The sequence below is a fragment of the Chloroflexota bacterium genome (genome assembly GCA_026708035.1).
GTDB lineage: Bacteria > Chloroflexota > UBA11872 > UBA11872 > UBA11872 > JAJECS01.
Window position 1 is genome coordinate 1 of the sequence record JAPOVQ010000007.1, and the last position, 17,585, is coordinate 17,585.

General features: G+C 69.4%; 18 protein-coding genes. 16 read left to right on the forward strand and 2 right to left on the reverse strand.

Features of this window, described 5'->3' with window-relative positions; all coding sequences use genetic code 11:
- The 11 genes from OXG33_02980 to OXG33_03030 form a co-directional block, all read left to right on the forward strand.
- Nucleotides 1–332 (forward strand): ATP-binding cassette domain-containing protein (locus OXG33_02980; protein ID MCY4112890.1); only part of this gene is annotated, 332 nt, incomplete at its 5' end.
- 36 nt (nt 333–368) lie between these two features.
- Nucleotides 369–2,129, forward strand: coding sequence for an ABC transporter ATP-binding protein (locus OXG33_02985; protein MCY4112891.1), 1,761 nt, complete (start codon nt 369–371; stop codon nt 2,127–2,129).
- A gap of 88 nt (nt 2,130–2,217) precedes the next feature.
- Nucleotides 2,218–3,042, forward strand: a complete 825-nt coding sequence (locus tag OXG33_02990) for a hypothetical protein (GenBank protein MCY4112892.1) — start codon at nt 2,218–2,220, stop codon at nt 3,040–3,042.
- 162 nt (nt 3,043–3,204) lie between these two features.
- Nucleotides 3,205–4,713 (forward strand): carboxypeptidase M32, encoded by a 1,509-nt coding sequence (locus OXG33_02995; protein ID MCY4112893.1) that lies wholly within the window; start codon nt 3,205–3,207, stop codon nt 4,711–4,713.
- 303 nt (nt 4,714–5,016) lie between these two features.
- On the forward strand, nt 5,017–6,126 hold the full coding sequence (locus OXG33_03000) for an amidohydrolase family protein (protein ID MCY4112894.1): 1,110 nt from the start codon (nt 5,017–5,019) through the stop codon (nt 6,124–6,126).
- On the forward strand, nt 6,107–6,472 hold the full coding sequence (locus OXG33_03005) for a Rieske 2Fe-2S domain-containing protein (protein MCY4112895.1): 366 nt from the start codon (nt 6,107–6,109) through the stop codon (nt 6,470–6,472). The genes OXG33_03000 and OXG33_03005 overlap by 20 nt, the downstream gene beginning before the upstream one ends.
- Nucleotides 6,473–6,485: 13 nt before the next feature.
- Complete coding sequence (locus tag OXG33_03010; protein MCY4112896.1) at nt 6,486–7,613, forward strand: hypothetical protein; 1,128 nt, start codon at nt 6,486–6,488, stop codon at nt 7,611–7,613.
- A 214-nt stretch (nt 7,614–7,827) separates the two neighbouring features.
- Entirely contained in the window at nt 7,828–8,493 is a 666-nt protein-coding gene (locus OXG33_03015) for a GNAT family N-acetyltransferase (protein MCY4112897.1), read from the forward strand.
- Between the two features lie 79 nt (nt 8,494–8,572).
- Entirely contained in the window at nt 8,573–9,874 is a 1,302-nt protein-coding gene (locus tag OXG33_03020; protein ID MCY4112898.1) for a homoserine dehydrogenase, read from the forward strand.
- Nucleotides 9,871–10,935 carry a threonine synthase gene (gene thrC, locus OXG33_03025; GenBank protein MCY4112899.1) on the forward strand — a complete coding sequence of 355 codons (1,065 nt, stop codon included), beginning with the start codon at nt 9,871–9,873 and terminating at the stop codon, nt 10,933–10,935. Before OXG33_03020 ends, thrC begins: the two co-directional genes overlap by 4 nt.
- 124 nt (nt 10,936–11,059) lie before the next feature.
- A complete protein-coding gene (locus OXG33_03030; protein ID MCY4112900.1) occupies nt 11,060–11,242 on the forward strand; it encodes a hypothetical protein in 183 nt (60 codons plus the stop codon).
- On the opposite strand, the gene coaE is transcribed toward OXG33_03030, so the two are convergent.
- Both coaE and OXG33_03040 read right to left on the reverse strand, forming a co-directional pair.
- Nucleotides 11,239–11,859, reverse strand: coding sequence for a dephospho-CoA kinase (gene coaE, locus OXG33_03035; protein MCY4112901.1), 621 nt, complete (start codon nt 11,857–11,859; stop codon nt 11,239–11,241). The two genes, OXG33_03030 and coaE, sit on opposite strands and share 4 nt — an antisense overlap.
- 3 nt (nt 11,860–11,862) lie before the next feature.
- Nucleotides 11,863–12,567, reverse strand: coding sequence for an HAD-IB family hydrolase (locus OXG33_03040; protein MCY4112902.1), 705 nt, complete (start codon nt 12,565–12,567; stop codon nt 11,863–11,865).
- A gap of 439 nt (nt 12,568–13,006) precedes the next feature.
- Between OXG33_03040 and ribD the strand changes: the two genes are divergently transcribed.
- Genes ribD through OXG33_03065 form a run of 5 tightly spaced genes read left to right on the forward strand, consistent with a single transcriptional unit; the run spans nt 13,007 to nt 17,469 of the window.
- Nucleotides 13,007–14,083: a bifunctional diaminohydroxyphosphoribosylaminopyrimidine deaminase/5-amino-6-(5-phosphoribosylamino)uracil reductase RibD gene (gene ribD, locus OXG33_03045; GenBank protein MCY4112903.1), complete on the forward strand. Its 1,077-nt coding sequence runs from the start codon at nt 13,007–13,009 to the stop codon at nt 14,081–14,083.
- Between the two features lie 3 nt (nt 14,084–14,086).
- A complete protein-coding gene (locus OXG33_03050) occupies nt 14,087–14,746 on the forward strand; it encodes a riboflavin synthase (protein ID MCY4112904.1) in 660 nt (219 codons plus the stop codon).
- Nucleotides 14,743–15,942 carry a GTP cyclohydrolase II gene (gene ribA, locus OXG33_03055; GenBank protein MCY4112905.1) on the forward strand — a complete coding sequence of 400 codons (1,200 nt, stop codon included), beginning with the start codon at nt 14,743–14,745 and terminating at the stop codon, nt 15,940–15,942. The genes OXG33_03050 and ribA overlap by 4 nt, the downstream gene beginning before the upstream one ends.
- A complete protein-coding gene (ribH, locus tag OXG33_03060; protein ID MCY4112906.1) occupies nt 15,932–16,462 on the forward strand; it encodes a 6,7-dimethyl-8-ribityllumazine synthase in 531 nt (176 codons plus the stop codon). The genes ribA and ribH overlap by 11 nt, the downstream gene beginning before the upstream one ends.
- Nucleotides 16,459–17,469 (forward strand): DUF3500 domain-containing protein, encoded by a 1,011-nt coding sequence (locus OXG33_03065; protein ID MCY4112907.1) that lies wholly within the window; start codon nt 16,459–16,461, stop codon nt 17,467–17,469. Before ribH ends, OXG33_03065 begins: the two co-directional genes overlap by 4 nt.
- Nucleotides 17,470–17,585: the final 116 nt, after the last annotated feature.

Genomic DNA, 17,585 nt, shown 5'->3' on the forward strand with positions numbered 1-17,585 from the left:
CGGGCGGCCAGGCCCAGCGCATCGCCGTCGCGCGCGCCATTGCGGGCGATCCGCGCGTGCTAGTGCTGGACGAGGCCACCTCCGCGCTCGACGCCGAAGCGGAGCACTTGGTGTTGCGGGGCTTGGAACGCGCGCGCGAGGGGCGGACGACGCTGGTGATCGCCCACCGGCTGTCCACCGTGCACCAGGCGGACCAGGTCGTCGTGCTCGACGCGGGCCGCGTGCTGGACGTAGGACGGCACGACAAGCTTTACGAACGTTGCGGGCTCTACCGCGAGCTGTGCGACCGGCAGATGCAACCGATCACCGAGGCGCGAGCGAACGATGCCTAGCAGGGGGTACAACCGCTGAGCGCCTCGGCGCCGAGCATGGACGCGCCGCGAGCGTTGTCCGATTGGGCGATCGCCTCGCGCCTGTGGGCGTATCTGCGCGGGTCGCGCCTCGACTTCGCGATTGCCGCGGCGGTGACCGCCGGGAACTCCGCCGTGATGATCACGCGCCCGTGGCTGCTGCACGTCCTCATCGACGATGTCTTCGGCAAGCAGGACCGTGGCCTGTTGATTCCCACGCTGCTCGGGATCGCCGGCTGCGGCGTCGGGCTCGGAATTGCCGCCGTGTTCGGGCATTGGGCCCACACGCGGGCGGCCGAGGGCGCGATGTCCCGGATGCGCCAGGACGTCCTGCGACAGGCGCAACGCATTCCCATCGGCCATCTGCGCGGAAGGCGAACGGGCGAAATCGTGTCGCATCTGACAGCCGACGCGGCCGTGATCTCAACCGTCTACCTGCACGCCGGGTCGGTGCTGTTCGCGCAGGCGCTGCGGATGCCCGGGTACCTGGTCATCATGTTCGCCATCGACTGGCGGCTCGGGCTTATCGCCGTGGCGACGCTGCCGATTCACGCGCTGATGGCGACGCGCGTCAGGGGGCGGACGCAGGCGGCCGGCGCGCGAGTGCAGAGCGCGATGGGGCGCCTTTCGGCGGTGATGACAGAGCTGGTCGGCGGCGCCCGCGACGTGAAAGCCTTCAACCGGCAGGGGTGGGCAGGCGAACGGCTCGATACCGAGACCCGGGGCTTGTGGCGAGCGCGCGTTCGGGTCGCGCTGCTCGAGAGCCTGGGGCAGATGTCGCACCTGGCCTACTGGACAGCGTTAATCGCGATCTGGGCGTTTCTGGCCGACGCGGTCGTCGCCGGGACGGTGGCGGTCGGGTTCCTGGTGGCCTCCGGCCAGTATCTGCTGCAAGTCGGCGGGCCGGTGCGGAACACGTTGAACGACTTCGTCCAGATCCAGGTCGTGCTCGGCACCGCCCGTCGGGTGTTCGGGTTCCTGGACACGCCGCGAGAGCTCGACGACGAGGCCGGACGTTCGTTGGCGGTATCGCGCGGCGAACTCCAGGTCGAGAGTGTCGAGTTTTCCTACGGCGAAGAAGACGTGCTGCGCCAGGTGTCGTTTGCCGCCTCACCCGGTGAGCGGGTGGCCTTGGTCGGACCGAGTGGGGCGGGCAAGTCGACACTGATCAGCCTGATGCTCAAGTTCTACGAACCGCGCGCCGGTCAAATTGCCATCGACGGGCAGGACATTCGCGACGCCAGTGCGGCAGCGGTGCGTCAGAGCATTGGCGTGGTGTTTCAGGACGCCACGCTATTCGACGGATCGGTCTCGGAAAACATCTCGCTTGGGCGCGAAATGGTCACCGAGGCCGACGTCCGCCGGGCCGCGGTGCTGGCCAACGCCGACGACTTCATCACCGCCCTGGAGCACGGCTACGACACCAACATCGGCGAGCGTGGCGTGAGGCTGTCGGGTGGACAGGTACAGCGCATCGCCATTGCCCGCGCCATCGTCGGCGATCCGCGCATCCTGGTGCTGGATGAGGCCACGTCGTCGCTGGACGCCGAGTCCGAGTGGCTGGTGCAGCAAGGACTCGAGCGGGCGTCCGCGGGGCGCACCACGCTCGTGATCGCGCACCGACTCGCGACGGTGCGTCAAGCCGACCGCATCGTCTTCCTCGACGGCGGGCGCGTGCGGGACGCCGGGCGGCACAATGAGCTCTACGAGCGCAGCGACCACTACCGTCGGCTCTGCGACCTCCAACTGCTTCGCGGCGAAGCGTCGAGTCCGGCCTAGGAGCGGCGGGGAGCGACTTGGTGCCCCTGCGCCGTGACGGTTCGGCTATTGTGCGCCCGGCAGCGTGGGCAAACCCTTGGACCCGCATATGAGAATCCTGGTCGTGAACGACGACGGCATCCAGGATCGGGGACTGTGGGCGCTGGCGGAGGCGCTGGAGCCCCTGGGCGAGGTGCGCGTCTACTCGCCGGATCGCAACTACAGCGGCGCCGGAATGTCCGTCGCGCTCACGCCCGAGTTCCATTTGCAGCGCGCGGGGCCGCCGGAGGGCATCCGCACGAGTGTTCCCGGATACACGGCGGACGCTTCGCCGGCCAACCTGGCGGCTTTGGGATGCGCCATCGGCTTCGATCGCGAGCCGGACGTGATCGTGTCCGGCATCAATCCCGGCTGGAACACGGGCGTGCAGGGCTATGTGAGCTCGGGAACCATGGGCGCGGCGCGCGTGGCGCTCGATCGCGGGTTCACCGGCATCGCCGTATCCCACACGCCGCAATCGCCGGAGGACAAGCGGGCCATCGCCGCCGCCGTGGCGCGCTTCGTCGCCGCGGCCAATGCGCATGGCGTCCTGAAACAGCCGCTGCTGGTCAACATCAACACGCCCGAAAGGTTCGCGGCCACTGAGCCGGTTTGGCTCACGCGGCCGGCGCGGTTCACGCTGTTCGAGGGTCTGCGGCCCACGGAAGAGCCGATCGTCGAGGGCAATCGGATCACCGTCCGCGTGGAATACGGCAGGATCTTCGACGGCCCCGGCACCGATGACGACGAGACGGCGGCGCTGAAGGCCGGCGCGGTGTCGATCTGCGTCACCGATCCGTTCACGGCGGAAGTGATGTTTGACGGCCCGTGGCCAGCGATCGCCCGTACGTTTTCGCCCGCCGCCAGGCCCGTGCCCGACGCCCCGGCCCCGTGACGAGACCGGTACATATCCCCTCCGTCATTCCGGCGAAGGCCGGAATCCAGTCCGGTCGAACCTCGAAGCGCACCGGATGCTTGGCGTCGGGCGGGTCTGAGACCCGCCCCTTCAGGCTGATGCAAACGCCTCATTGCGACCAAATGACGAAGTGGAGCACTCATGACCCCCAGGCTTGACGAGCTGCGCCTCCGGCTGCGTGAGGTCGGCGACCTGCGCGCGGCGGCGGCGGTGCTGCACTGGGACCAGACCACCTACATGCCGCCGAAGGGCGCGGCATCCCGCGGGCGGCAGATCGCCACGCTCGAACGGCTGGCGCACGCCGCGTTCACGGACGCCGCCATCGGCTCGTTGCTCGACGACTTGCAACCATATGCGGACGGCTTGCCGCCGGAGCATCCCGACGCCGCCTTGATCCGCGTCACGCGGCGCGACTACGAGCGCGACGTACGCGTGCCGGCCGACTTCGCCGCCGCGCTCGAAGAGCATGCGGCGGCCTCCTATGCCGCCTGGATCAAGGCGCGGCCCGCCGACGACTTTTCCGCCGTCCGGCCCGTGCTCGAGCGCACGCTGGATCTCAGCCGGGAGCTGTCGAACTTCACGCCAAACGTGGAGCACGTCGCCGACCCGCTGATCGACCGCCAGGACCCGGGCATGACCGCCTCCGAGATTTCGGCCTTGTTCGCGGCGCTGCGCGCGCGGCTGGTTCCCCTGCTGCGGCAGATCGCCGCCGCGGGTGGGAACGACGACTCCCCGGTCCGCCAGCACTTTCCCATCGGCAACCAGCGCGAATTCGCCCGCCGCGTGGTCGCGCTGATGGGCTTCGACTTCGACCGCGGCCGCATCGACGACACGGCGCATCCGTTCATGACCACCTTCGCGTCGGACGACGTGCGCATCACCGTGCGGGCCGACGAGCATTTCCTCGGCGAGCATCTCTTCAGCGCCATGCACGAGGCCGGCCACGCGCTCTACGAGCTGGGCGTGGATCCAGCGTTCGAGGGCACGCCGCTCGGCGACGGCGCCTCCAACGGCATGCACGAGAGCCAGTCGCGGCTCTGGGAGAACTTCGTGGGGCGCGGCCTGGACTTCTGGGAAGGGCAGTACGCGCACTTGCAGGCGACGTTTCCGGACCAATTGGGATCGGTGCCGCTGGATGAGTTCTATCCCGCGATCAACTACGTGCAGCCGTCGCTGATTCGCACGGACGCCGACGAAGTCACCTACAACCTGCACGTGATGCTGCGATTCGACCTGGAGTTGGAGCTGCTCGACGGGCGGCTGGACGTGCGCGACCTGCCGGAGGCCTGGCGCGCGCGCTACTCCAGCGACCTAGGCGTCGAGCCGCCGGACGACCGCGACGGCGTGCTGCAGGACGTGCACTGGTTCCACGGCACGATCGGCGGGGCGTTTCAGGGCTACACGCTGGGCAACCTCATCAGCGCCCAGGTCTTCGCCGCTGCTCGACGAGCGCTGCCGGACCTGCCCGAACGCATCCGCCACGGCGACCTGACGACGCTGCACGACTGGCTGCGGCACTCGATCTACGGCCATGGTCGCGTGTTTACGGCTTCCGAACTCGTGCAACAGGTCACCGACGCTCCAATCGGCGTCGACGCCATCATGGACCACCTGTCCCGCAAATACGGCGAGATTTACGGTCTGGCCTAGCCGACCGCCGGTAGTTCGCCCGCACTGACCGCCCGCAGACGCTAGGAATGCTCTGAAAAAGCCCATCGAATCGGTCCCGATCCGTTCGCCCTGAGCTTGTCGAAGGGCCGTTCATGGTTTGACAAGCTCACCACGAACGGCTTGGGGCGCGCTTCAGGGGTTTATTCAGAGATTCCCTAGGTGTAGGGGCGCCCCTTGTGGGCGCCCGCCTGCGCCGCCAACTTTGGGAAAACGCGATCGGCACGCTTCGAGCCTTGACGACCGGCCCGCCCGCGCTCACCATCGGGTCCAAGGAGGCCCGCCATGGTCACCACCACGCTACCGGAAGCCGACGCCCGCACTGAATCCGAAGCCAAGACGCAACTCAAGCTCATCGACGCCGACGTCCACAACTACGTCAACTCCATCGACGAGCTGCTGCCGTTCCTGGCGACGCGCTGGCATGCCTACATCGAGCAATCGGGATTCGAGGCGCCGGGAGGCAATATCTACCCGCGCCTCTATGAGAATGCGGCGCGCCGCGACTCTTTCCCGCCCAGCGGCTGCTTGCCCGGCGGCGACCCGGATTTCGCCCGCGACCAGCTCCTGGACGGCTGGGGCATCGACGCCGCCATTCTGAATCCGCTGTATGTCGCGTCGTCGTTGCGCAACCTCGATTTCGCCAACGACCTCTCGCGCGCGGTGAACGAACTGACGGCCGCGCGCTGGCTGGACCACGACCCCCGCTGGCGTGGATCGATTGTCGTCAACGTCGAGGACCCCGACGCGGCCGCCGCCGAGATCCGCCGCGCCGGTCGGGACCCGCGATTCGTGCAGGTGCTCCTGATCGTCCGCGCCGTCGAGCCCTATGGCCGGCGGCGGTATCGCCCCATCCTCGCCGCGGCCAGCGACATGGGCCTGCCGCTGGGGATTCACTTCGGGGGCAACCCCGGGCCCATCACCGCCACGGGCTGGCCGTCGTTCTACATCGAGGACCACACGGGCATGCCGCAGGCCTTCGAGGCCCAGGTGCTCAGCCTTGTGGCCGAGGGCGTGTTCGAGAGCTTCCCCGATCTGCGGGTGGCGCTGGTCGAGGGCGGTTTTGCCTGGCTGCCGGCGCTGATGTGGCGCTTCGACAAGAACTACAAGGGGCTGCGGGACGAGGTCCCCTGGCTCAAGAAGCTGCCCAGCGAGTACATCCGGGAGCACTTCCGGGCAACCACGCAGCCGATGGAGGAGCCGGACGACCCGCGCCACCTGCTGCAGATCATGGACATGATCGGGCGCGACGATTTCCTGATGTTCGCCACCGACTACCCGCACTGGGACTTCGACGCGCCCGACCGGGCGGTGCCGTCCATCGTTCCGGACGACATGCGCGAGGGCATCATGTCCGGCAACGCGGCGGCGTTTTATGACTTCGACCGCGCATGACGTCGGGGCGCTCGCCGATTTCGGTGTGCGCTGCGCGCGCCGCGTGCAAATCGGACGCCACGCCGTCGTCGTGGTCCGCTGGGGTGACGAGGTCTACGCCCTGCGCGACACCTGCGCCCACCAGGGCGCGCGGCTGTCCAACGGCACGCTGGGACATCACGTCACCGCCGCCGCGGCCGGAGCTCCCTTCATTCTCGACCCGGATTCACGCGTGCTTCGCTGTCCCTGGCACGGCTGGCAATACGACCTCTGCACGGGCCGCTCACTGCACTTTCCCGACCGTGCCCGCGTGAGGACCTATCCCGCTCGCGTCGCCGATGGCCGCGTCTACGTGGACCTCGGCTAGCACGGACGCTGCGGTGGAGGCGGCCGTCGCTGCGATTCGATCGTCGCGAGCCATGGTGGCGCTGGCGATCACCGGCGGGGGTTCGGGCGTCATCCCACGCCTGCTGACGCGTCCCGGCGCCTCGCGCACCGTGCTGGAGGCGCAGGTGCCATACGGTCGTCGCGCGCTGACGGAGTTGCTTGGGGCGGAGCCGGCGTCGCGCTGCTCGGCAGAGACCTCGCGCGAGCTGGCGCAGGCCGTGTATCAGCGGGCGCTGCGGCTGCGTGAGACGTCCCATGTACCGGTGCTCGGGCTGGGCGCTACCGCCGCCCTGGTCACCGACCGTGCGCGCAATGGCTCACACCGTGTCCACGTCGCCGTCGTCGATGGCTTTCAGTGCTGGGAAGCGACGGTTCGGCTGCGCAAAAACGCCCGCACGCGCGCGAAAGAGGAGGCGGTTGCCGAGCATGTCATTCTCGGCGCCCTGGCAGAGGCCATGGCCGGCAGCGACGTAGATGCCGCCCCTGACTCGGATGAACGCCTGTGCATCGACACGGTGCCACTGGCCCATCCGTGCGACATCATCGCGGGCGGTGAGCAGCCCTGGGCCACGGTCGACACGACTGGCGGCACACGCGCGGGCGGACCGTTGCCAGGGATTGTCCTGCCCGGGTCGTTCAACCCGCTGCACGAAGGCCACGCCGCGCTGCTCGAAGCCGCGCGCCGCCGTTCGACCGGCGTCGCGGCCTACGAAATCTCCATCACGAATGTGGACAAGCCGCCACTCTCAGCCGCCGAGCTCAATGCGCGGCTGGTGCAGTTTCGCGGTCGAGCGCCGGTGGTGCTCACGCGCGCTCCAACCTTCGTCGAAAAGGCCCGGCTGCTGCCCGGCACGGCGTTCGCGGTGGGGGCGGATACCGCCGCCCGCATCCTCGAGCCCCACTACTACGGCGGCGCGGAGGGGCTGGCGCAGGCCTTGGCGGAGCTGCGCGAGCTCGGCACCCGCTTTCACGTGGCCGAGCGGCGCGTGGGCGACAGGCTCCTCCGGCTCGACGACCTGCAGGCGCCGCCGTCGGCTGCCGACATGTTCGAGGCCATTCCCGGCTCGGAGGTTGGAGTTGACATCTCGTCCACCGAATTGCGCGGGCGGAGTGGGGCCTAGACGCGCTTACGGCCGTCGATCGCTTCGAGTCGCCACGGAATCGTCATGCCGCACGCCGTGCTGAATCTCAAGGCGTAGTGCGTGTTCCCCGCCGCTTAGATTTCTCGCTTCGCTCGAAATGACATCGGCGGGATGAATTGACATTGGTAGGTCGAGGCCGAGGCACCGGGTACCATCGGCCATCCGCATCTGTGCCGTTGCGACCTGGGGGACCGTGGCCGCCGACAACGCCCGCCCCCCGCCGCAGCCCGAGTACGCCACGTTGCGTCGTCCCGCCCGCACCCGCGATTCCGGCCCGCGCGTCGTCGTGCGACCCGGCACGGCCTCCGATTGGGCGGCGTGCTGGGCCATGGACGTGTCTTTCGAGACCGACCATGTGTGGCAGCTGCAGACAAGCGCCCAGGCCGACGTGTCAATGGTCGGCTTCGTGCAAGTGCGTCTTCCCCGCACCATCACCCTGCGCGATCCGCTGTGGGGTGGGTCGGCCGATCCGCCGCAACCGGAGCGGGGATCCCTGATCGTGGCCGAGGCCGGTGGCGGCGTCGATGGCTTCGCCCTCGTCGTGCCCGACGGGCCGCGCGCCGTGGACACGCTATGGATGTTGGCGGTTCGCCAGCGCGCCCGCAGGGGCGGCCTGGGTGCACGTCTGGCGCGGGCGGCGGTCGAGGCGGCTCGCGCCAGCGGTCGCCGCGCCCTCTGCGCCACCGTCCAGGCCCGGAATTTCCCCGCCATTCGCACGCTCCAGGCGTCGGGATTCGTGCTCACGGGCTATGACGAGCAGTACTACCCCTCGAACGACGTGGGCCTGCGCTTCGCCCATCGCCTGGCCCCCAACGGCGCCGGTCGCCGCCCGGGGAATCGGTCGCCCGGGAGCCCATAGCCCACGCATCACTGCGAGCGGCGGGTATTCTGCCCCTGCCGCCTCCCGTCGGGGTGCTGCGGGCCAGGGTGAGCCACGAATGTCCAGCGGGATAGGACTTGGCCTCCTCGGCGTTGGCAACGTCGGCTCGGCGGTCGCGCGCCACGTTCACGCGCGCGCCGCCATGCTCGAGCGGCAGCTCGGCCGCCCGATCACCGTGCAGCGCGCGCTCGTGCGCGATCCAAACAAGCCGCGCGACGCCTCGATTCCCGCCGATCGCCTGACCACCGACGCGGCGTCCGTGATCGACGATCCCAAGGTCGACGTCATCGTTGAAGTCCTGGGCGGCGTCGAGCCCGCGCAGCAATACCTGCGCCGCGCGCTCGAAGCCGGCAAGCACGTCGTCACGGCCAACAAGGAGGTCATGGCCGCCCACGGGGTCGATCTCTTGCAGCTTGCCGCCGACCGCGGACTCGATCTCTACTTCGAGGCCAGCGTCGGCGGCGGCATCCCGCTCATCGGCCCGTTCCGGCAGGACCTGGCGGCCAACGAGATCGAGGAAGTCCACGCCATTCTCAATGGCACCACCAACTACATCCTTTCCCAGATGTCCGAGCACGGTCAGGGCTACACCGACGCGCTGGCCGAGGCGCAGCAGTTGGGCTATGCCGAGCCGGACCCGACCAACGACGTCGAGGGTCACGACACGGCATTCAAGCTGGCCATTCTGGCGACGCTCGCATTCAGAAGTCGCGTCGCGCCGGAAGATGTCTTTCGGGAAGGCATAACGCAGATCACCCAGGCCGACTTCACCTATGCCGCGGAGCTGGGCTACAGCATCAAGCTGCTGGCCATCGCCAAGCGACGCGGCGACACGATCGAAGCCCGCGTCCATCCCGCGCTGGTGCAGCGCGACTTTCTCCTGGGACAGGTCGAGGGCGTCTACAACGCGGTGCGCATCTCGGGCGATCTGGTGGGACGCGCAATGTTCATGGGCCGCGGCGCCGGTCCCGAGCCCACGTCCAGCGCCATTGTCTCCGACCTCATCGACCTCGGGCACAACATCCGACGGGCGGCGCACAACCGGATACCCGTGCTCCTGGACCGGCCGGTGCGCGTGCTTCCCATCGAAGAGGTGCTCTCGCGCTACTACCTGCGTCTCTGGGTCAAGGACCGTCCCGGAGTGCTGGCGCGCATCGCGGCCATCTGCGGCGAGCACGCCATCAGCATCGCTTCGGTGCTGCAGAAGGAAGTCGACCCCGACGCCCGGCGCGCCGAGCTGGTGCTGCTCACCCACGACGCCCGGGAAGCCGACTGGCGGCCGGCCATCAAGCGCATCACCGAGCTGGATGTGGTGCCGGAAGTCGCCAGCGTGATCCGGATCGAAGACCTGCTCGAATGACGCTCAGCGTCCCGGCGGGCGTCATTGAACGCTACCTCGAGTTCCTGCCGTTTGCGGGCGCCGCCCCGGACCTGACCATCGGCGAGGGCGGCACCCCGCTGGTGCGCGCGCCGGTCCTGGAGGCCCGAACCGGCATCCGCGAGGTTTGGCTCAAGCTCGAAGGCTGCAACCCCACCGGGTCCTTCAAGGACCGGGGCATGGTCGTTGCCGTGGCCAAGGCGCTGGAGGCCAAGGCGCGCGCACTCATCTGCGCCTCCACCGGAAACACCGCCGCGTCGGCCGCCGCCTACGGGGCCCGCGCCGGCGTGACGACGGTGTGCGTGGTGCCGCACGACTCCACCGCATCGGGAAAGATGGCGCAGACCCGGATGTTCGGCGCGCGGGTCGTGGCCGTGACCGGTACGTTCGATCACGCGCTGACCATCGTGCGCCGGCTGGCCGAACGCGACGGTGTGGAGCTCGTCAACTCGGTCAACCCCCACCGGCTGGAGGGACAAAAGACGGCGGCGTTCGAGATCGTGGACGCGCTGGGCGATGCGCCGGATGAGCTGTATTTGCCGGTGGGCAATGCCGGAAACATCGCCGCCTATTGGCGTGGGTTCGTTGGCTACCGGGAGGCCGGGCGGGCGACGAAGACCCCGGTGCTCCGAGGATTCCAGGCCGAGGGCGCGGCGCCGATGGTGCTTGGGCATCCCATCGACGACCCGGTCACCCAGGCGTCGGCCATCCGCATCGGCAATCCGGCCAACTGGGACGAGGCGGCGGCAGCGCGCGATGCCTCCGACGGATCGATCGAAGCCGTGCCCGAGCCGGCGATCGCCGAGGCCTATCGACTGCTCGCGCAGGAGATGGGCGTGTTCGTCGAGCCCGCCTCGGCCGCCGGGGTGGCGGGCTTGCTGCAACGGCGGGCGGGCGGCCCCGCCTCACCGGAGCGCGTCGTGTGCGTGCTCACCGGGTCCGGACTGAAAGACCCGGACACCGCCCTGCGCGAGTCCGACGAGCCGATCACGACGCCCCCCGACCTCGATGCCGTGACGCGCGTGCTGGGGTGGTCGGACTAGGCCGAATTCATCCATCTCGAGCGAGCGGCTCGCAGGGCGCACGGCATTTGCTGGCGCTCGGCGCGCCGCCTTAATATCGGGCCGCGCCGGCTGTGCCGCCGATAAGGCTTGGGAGTTCCACAGGATGGGGCAGGAAGACACCCGCGAACGATCCGATCGAATCCGCCGCGAAGTCCGCGATCTGACCGACAAGGGACTATCGCCGCAGGAAATCCTGTCGCTGTTCTATATGCGGGGCAAATGGCGCAGCCGCCTCTCTGAGGAAACCCAGCCCGAAAACTCCCCCAGCGAAATCGGTCGCGACTAGCCGGCCAGCAGGTCGTTCCAGCGGGCGGTCACCTGCGTCCGCAGCTCCTCCGGCGAGCCGTTGTTGTCGAGGCGCACGATGGGCCGCTCAGGACGGAGTCCCCGAAACGCCTCGGCCTTCTCATCAGGATCAGCCTGCATCGCCAGGCGGGCCCGAATCTGATCGGCTGAGAGACGTCCGCTGGCGACGACGCGCTCGACCAGCAACTCCGAATCGGCCTCGACGAGCCAGAGCCCGTCCAACCGACCGCCGGAAGGACCCTCGACCACGTTGATGGCTTCGATGAACGTGGCGGGCGCGTCGGTAGCTTCAGCCAATAGGGCGTCGGTCACCTCGCCGACGGCCGGATACAGCAGATCCTGCAGCAGCGTGAGTTGTTCCCGATCCGCGAACACCTCCCGCGCCACGGCGGCGCGGTCGATGCCGCCGTCGGCCCGCCGCGCCGCCGGAAACGCGGCGCGCACCTCTCGCATCACTGCCGCATCCGACTCCAGCAGCGTGCGAACCGTCGCATCGGAGTCAATCACCCGCGCGCCAAGCGCCCGCAGCATCGCGCCCACCGTCGACTTGCCCGCGCCGATGTTGCCGGTGAGTCCCCAGACCGGATGCTTGGCCATTGGCTAGCCTGCGTCGCGCAGGATCGGCCACTTTCGGCGCCGAGCAATCAATTCGAGACGCGCGTTGGGCCACACCGCCACGGGGTGGCCGACGAGTTGCAGCAGGTCGAGATCGCGCTCCGTATCGGCGTAGGCCAGGCTGCGCGCGAGGTCAATCGGCCGCTCGGCGTCCTGATCCATGGCCATGACTCGCCGCACTTTCTCCGCGCCCGTCACCGTGTCGCCAATCACCCGACCCGTGACCTGGCCTGCGGAAACTTCCACTCGGGTTCCAACCACCACGTCGAATCCCAGCGCCTCTTGCACGGGCGCCAGGAACGGCTCGTAGGTGGCGGACACAAGCGCGGTGCAATAGCCATCAGCCTTGTGCTGGCGCACCATCTCGGCCACCCGCTCGCGCATGGACGGACGGAAGGCGGTTTCCCACGCATGCTGCACGAGGGCGGCGAGCTCCCGCTCGTCCATCCCACGCACTGTCGCCCACGCGGCCGGCATCCAGCACCGCACCATGAAATCCGCGCTCACCAGGCCGACCTTACTCGCGAGGATGACGGGCAACTGGCGCGCGATCATCCGCGCCTTGCGACGTCTCCACGCGCTGCGTCCGCCCATCCACGACTCGATGGCCTGCCACACCTCGCCGGTGACGAGGGTGCCATTGAAGTCGAAGATCGCGGCGGCTTGCGGGGCTGGGGCTTGGTCTGGCATCGATGTGGCGCGGCGCTGACGTGACGCAGCGGCAATGTCCCACACGAGCCTCCGGCGGGCATGTGTCCAAGATCACCGTGAGCCGCGTCTATAGTTGCCTTGAGGTCTCGGCGAGGCGGATCAGGGAGCCTCATCTGCGCCAGGCGCACACCACGCCTCCAGATTCGACCAGACCGGACTCCCGCTTTCGGAGACCCTTGCATAATTGGCTGACATGCCGCCGCCAAGCATCGGTTCACCCTCACCCTAGCCCTCTCCCATCAAGGGAGAGGGGATCGGGCCCGCTCGCCAACTGACGCTGGAGGATTCACGCAGCGACTCCTTTCGTGGGCATGGCGGAGGGCTTAGCAAGGGACTCTCGCAGGGGGAAATCTCGTCGGTGACCATGACTCGCACTCACACGCCGCCCGGCACTGACCAGCAAACCCTGGCGAGGGCCATGCGCCGGGCCGTCGCCCTTGCGCGCGCCGCGCGGGGGCGCACCAGCCCCCTGCCGCCCGTGGGCGCGGTGGTCGTGCAGGGCGACCGCGTGGTGGGCGAGGGGGCGACCGCTCCGCCCGGCGGACCGCACGCCGAGGTGAACGCGCTCGCCGCGGCGGGCGAGCGGGCCCGGGGCGGCACGCTCGTCGTGACGCTGGAGCCCTGCAATCACGTGGGGCGAACTCCGCCCTGCACGCAAGCCATCCAGCGTGCGGGGATCGCCCGCGTGGTCGTCGGCGCGCGCGACCCGAATCCCCACGTTTCGGGAGGCGGCCTGGAAGCGTTGGCGGCCAACGGCATCGCCACGGACGTCGGGCTGCTCGACCGCGAGGCCGAGGCGCTCATCGCGCCGTTTGCGACCCTGGTGACGCGCGGCCGCCCGTTCGTCACGGCAAAATGGGCGATGACGCTCGACGGCAAGATCGCCGGCCCGCGCGGCGGCGAACCGATTACCAGCGTCGAGGCCAGGGCCGAGGCGCACCGCCTGCGGGACCGCGTGGACGCGGTGATCGTGGGAGCGGCCACCGCGCGCATCGACGACCCGCGGCTCACGGTGCGGCCCGCGCCGGCCGATGGACGCCAACCGCTGCGCGTGGTCCTCGACTCGGCGGGTTCGCTGGCATCCGACGCGCGCATGCTCGGCGAGGTCGGGTCGACCGTGGTCATGACCGCGCGCGAGTCCGCCGCCGACCGCGCTCGACTTGAACGTGCCGGAGTCGAGGTCGTGCGGGTCGCCGGCGGACCGGAGGGCCGGGTCGACCTTGCCGATGCGCTGAAGACCTTGGGCACGCGCGGCTTGGCCCACGTACTGGTGGAAGGCGGATCGCGCCTGCTCGGCGCGCTCGTCGCCGCCGACCTGTTCGACGAAGTCGTGGTGTTCATCGCGCCGCGCGTGATGGGTCCCGGCGTCCCGGCGCTGGAACCCCCGCCCGAGGCGAGCCGCTTCCCGCCGCGGACGCTCGTCGAGCCCCGCGTGCGGCAGCTAGGACCGGACATCATGCTGCAAGGTCGGCGACCAGCAGCCGAGGGCGGCTGAGCCATGTTCACCGGCATCGTCGAGGCGATGGGCAAAGTGGTCGAGATTGACACCAGCGGATCCGTGCACCGCCTCGTCGTCGCCGCGCCGGTGCTCGGCGAGGGCGTGGCCATCGGCGACAGCGTGGCGCTCAACGGCGTATGCCTCACGGCGGTGCAGGTCGAGGACGAGCGGATGACCGTCGAGGTCGTGCCGGAAACACTGCGCCGCACGAATCTGGGCTCGCTCGAGATTGGCGACGTCGTGAACGTGGAGCGCTCCTTGCCAGCCGACGGCCGCTTCGGCGGACACATCGTGCAGGGACACGTGGATGCCACCTGCACCGTCACCAAGCGCGAGCCGGACGGCGCCGGCGAGATGGTGACCTTCAGCCTGCCGCCCGAGCACGCGGCGCAGGTCGTCCCCAAGGGCTTTGTCGCCCTCGACGGCGTGAGCCTCACGGTGGTCGATGCGTCGGCCGAGGAATTCCGCGTGACGCTGATTCCCCACACCCGCAAGCTGGTGACCCTGGGGGCGGCGAAGGTCGGATATCGCGCTAACCTCGAGGTGGACGTGCTGGCAAAGTACGTGGAGCGCGCCATGTCCGCGATGCCGCCGGAGGCCGCGCTGAGCCGCGCGCAGCTCCAGGCGTCGGGACTCCTGGACGTGGAGACTGAGGAATGACCGGGACCGAGATCGAGGCCGTGATCGACCACATCGCCGCAGGCGGGATCGCTGCGGTGGTGGACGACGGCCGCGATCCGCCGGACGTGGACCTCGTGGCCGCCGGCTCGACCCTGACCGAGGCGAAGCTGGCCGAGATTCGCGCCCTCACTACCGGCCAACTGCACACGCCCGTGGCGCCGGAGCGGCTCGACGCGCTGGGCATCCCGCTCATGATCGAGACGGAGGCCAATCCCGTCGCTCGCTCGGCCGCATTCACCGTTACCGTGGATCTTGCCGACCAGGCGCCGCAGCCCGGCTCGCTGCCGGGCGTGGTGGGCACCATCCGCGCCCTGGCCGATGCGTCACGCGACGCGGCGGCGTTTCGCAAGCCGGGCCACGTGGCGCCGCTTCGCGGGCGCAGCGGCGGGGTGCTGCGGCGCTTCGGCCACACGGAAGCCGCCATCGATCTGGCGCGCCTGGCGGAGTTGCCGCCGGTGGCGGTGCTCACCGCGCTGCACACGTCCGAGGGTCGCGCCGCTCGTCCGGAAGATGCCGTAAAGCTCCTCGAAGGCCACGACATCCCCTCGATCGCGATCAGCGAGATCGTGCGCCATCGCCGGCTCAACGAGCGCGTGGTGATTCGCGGCGCGGAAGCGGCGCTGCCGATGGCCGGCGGGACCTTTCGCGCGATCGCCTTTCGCGACACCACGACGAACGAGGACCACGTGGCCTTGATCAAGGGCGCCGTCGCCGGGGGAAGCCCGCCGCTGGTGCGGGTGCATTCCGAGTGCCTCACCGGCGACGCGTTCGGCTCGCTGCGGTGCGACTGCGGCGACCAGCTCGCCGCCGCCACGCGGCGCATCGAGGCCGAGGGCCGCGGCGTCGTGCTCTACATGCGCCAGGAGGGACGCGGGATCGGGCTCGCCAACAAGCTGCATGCCTATCAACTGCAGGACGACGGCCTGGACACCGTCGAAGCCAACCACCATCTCGGATTCGCCGTGGACCTGCGCGACTACGGCGTCGGCGCCCAGATTCTGCGCGACCTTGGCCTGCGCGAGCTGCGCCTTCTCACCAACAATCCCAAGAAAACGGAGGGATTCCGCGCTTACGGGCTACACGTGGTCGAACAGATTCCGCTCACCGTCGAGCCGGGGGAGCATAATCAGCGGTACCTGGAAACCAAACGACAGCGAATGGGCCATGGCGTCTGATCAAGACTCGGCGCTGACCGACGGCGAAGTCATCGAGCCGCGACTCGACGGCGCGGGGCTTTCGGTGGGCATCGTCGCCGCCCGGTTCAATGAGTTCTTCACCACGCACCTGCTCCGCGCCTGCCAACGTGAGCTGCGCCGGCACGGCGTGGCCGACGAGGACGTGATCGTCGCCTGGGTGCCCGGGGCCATGGAGCTGCCGATCACGGCGCGCGAGCTCATTGCCTCGCGCGACGTGGACGTGGTGGTGTGCCTAGGGTGCATTGTTCGAGGCGAGACGACCCACTACGACCACGTGGCCCAGGAATCGGCCCGGGGCATCGCTCGCGCCGCGCTGGATACCGGAACGCCCGTGATCTACGGCGTCGTGACGGCCGAGACGCTGGCGCAGGCCGTGGATCGCAGCGGATCGCGCGCCGGGAATCGCGGCGGCGACGCGGCGCTGGCGGCGATCGAAATGGCGCGGGTGCTGGCCGAAGTCCGCCAGGGCCGTCCAGTGGTTCCCGCCGCCGAGCTATGACCGCGGCGGCCGTCACGGCCTATGCGCCGCAGGCGGCGTCGGCGATGACGGCGGCGGCGCGGGACTTCCTGGAATCGCTCGGCGCGGCGCAACGGGCGGAGGCCATGTTCCCGTTCGTCGGGGACGAGCGCTTTGTCTGGCACTACACGCCGGTGCCGAGGAACGGCCTGTCGCTCAATGCCATGCAGCCGGATCAGCGGACCGCGGCCCTGGACCTGGTGGCCACGGGGCTGAGCCCGCGCGGCTGGCGCCAGGCCCAGCAGATCATGGCGCTGGAGACCATCCTGGACGAGTGGGAGCGCATACAGGGCCTACACGTGCGGTGGCTCCGCGATCCGGAGGAGTACCACCTCAGCGTGTTCGGCCAACCCGGCGACGACCGCTGGGCCTGGCGCGTGTGCGGCCATCACCTCTTGACCCACATCACCGTGGTGGCGGAGGCGCACCTGGCGTGCGTGCCGCTCTTCTTCGGCGCCAACCCGGCCGAAGTGCGCCACGGTCCCGAGAAGGGCCTGCGCATTCTGTCGGCGGAAGAGGACCTGGCGCGGGGCCTGCTCGCGCAGCTCACGCCCGACCAGCGCCGCGTCGCCGTGGTGGATCCGCAGGCGCCCGACGACATCCTCACCAAGAACTACCGCGCGATTCAGCCCGGCATGGCGCCCCAAGGGCTTGCCCTGGGCGACATGGCCCAGGCGTCGCGCGAGCAGCTCGTGCGGCTCATCCGGCACTACGTCGACCGCTCGGCCGGTGAGATGGCCGCCAACGCGTGGCGCGACATCGAACGCGCCGGGCTGGACGCCGTCACGTTCGCCTGGGCTGGCCCCCAGGAGCCGGGACACGGCCACTACTACGCCGTGGTGGGCTCAACCTTTCTGATCGAATATGACAACACCCAGGACGGCGCGAACCACGTTCACTCGGTGTGGCGCGACTTCACCAACGACTTTGGCGGTGACGTGCTGGCCGAGCACTACGCCGAGTCCGCCCACAACCACGGCCACGGGTAGGGCTAGGGAGGGTCTGAACAACTCCGCGCGATAGCACCGTCGTTGGCCATTCCCGATGCGCGGCCGAACGGCACAATCGGGAACGCCAGCCGCTGACCCCCATCCTAGCCTTCCCC

What these genes read in the sequence shown, in the direction of transcription:
- OXG33_02985 (MCY4112891.1), top strand. Translation starts at nt 369, where the DNA reads ATGGACGCGCCGCGAGCGTTGTCCGATTGGGCGATCGCCTCGCGCCTG.
- OXG33_02990 (MCY4112892.1), top strand. Translation starts at nt 2,218, where the DNA reads ATGAGAATCCTGGTCGTGAACGACGACGGCATCCAGGATCGGGGACTG.
- OXG33_02995 (MCY4112893.1), top strand. Translation starts at nt 3,205, where the DNA reads ATGACCCCCAGGCTTGACGAGCTGCGCCTCCGGCTGCGTGAGGTCGGC.
- OXG33_03000 (MCY4112894.1), top strand. Translation starts at nt 5,017, where the DNA reads ATGGTCACCACCACGCTACCGGAAGCCGACGCCCGCACTGAATCCGAA.
- OXG33_03005 (MCY4112895.1), top strand. Translation starts at nt 6,107, where the DNA reads ATGACTTCGACCGCGCATGACGTCGGGGCGCTCGCCGATTTCGGTGTG.
- OXG33_03020 (MCY4112898.1), top strand. Translation starts at nt 8,573, where the DNA reads ATGTCCAGCGGGATAGGACTTGGCCTCCTCGGCGTTGGCAACGTCGGC.
- thrC (MCY4112899.1), top strand. Translation starts at nt 9,871, where the DNA reads ATGACGCTCAGCGTCCCGGCGGGCGTCATTGAACGCTACCTCGAGTTC.
- OXG33_03030 (MCY4112900.1), top strand. Translation starts at nt 11,060, where the DNA reads ATGGGGCAGGAAGACACCCGCGAACGATCCGATCGAATCCGCCGCGAA.
- coaE (MCY4112901.1), bottom strand. Translation starts at nt 11,859, where the DNA reads ATGGCCAAGCATCCGGTCTGGGGACTCACCGGCAACATCGGCGCGGGC.
- OXG33_03040 (MCY4112902.1), bottom strand. Translation starts at nt 12,567, where the DNA reads ATGCCAGACCAAGCCCCAGCCCCGCAAGCCGCCGCGATCTTCGACTTC.
- ribD (MCY4112903.1), top strand. Translation starts at nt 13,007, where the DNA reads ATGCGCCGGGCCGTCGCCCTTGCGCGCGCCGCGCGGGGGCGCACCAGC.
- OXG33_03050 (MCY4112904.1), top strand. Translation starts at nt 14,087, where the DNA reads ATGTTCACCGGCATCGTCGAGGCGATGGGCAAAGTGGTCGAGATTGAC.
- ribA (MCY4112905.1), top strand. Translation starts at nt 14,743, where the DNA reads ATGACCGGGACCGAGATCGAGGCCGTGATCGACCACATCGCCGCAGGC.
- ribH (MCY4112906.1), top strand. Translation starts at nt 15,932, where the DNA reads ATGGCGTCTGATCAAGACTCGGCGCTGACCGACGGCGAAGTCATCGAG.
- OXG33_03065 (MCY4112907.1), top strand. Translation starts at nt 16,459, where the DNA reads ATGACCGCGGCGGCCGTCACGGCCTATGCGCCGCAGGCGGCGTCGGCG.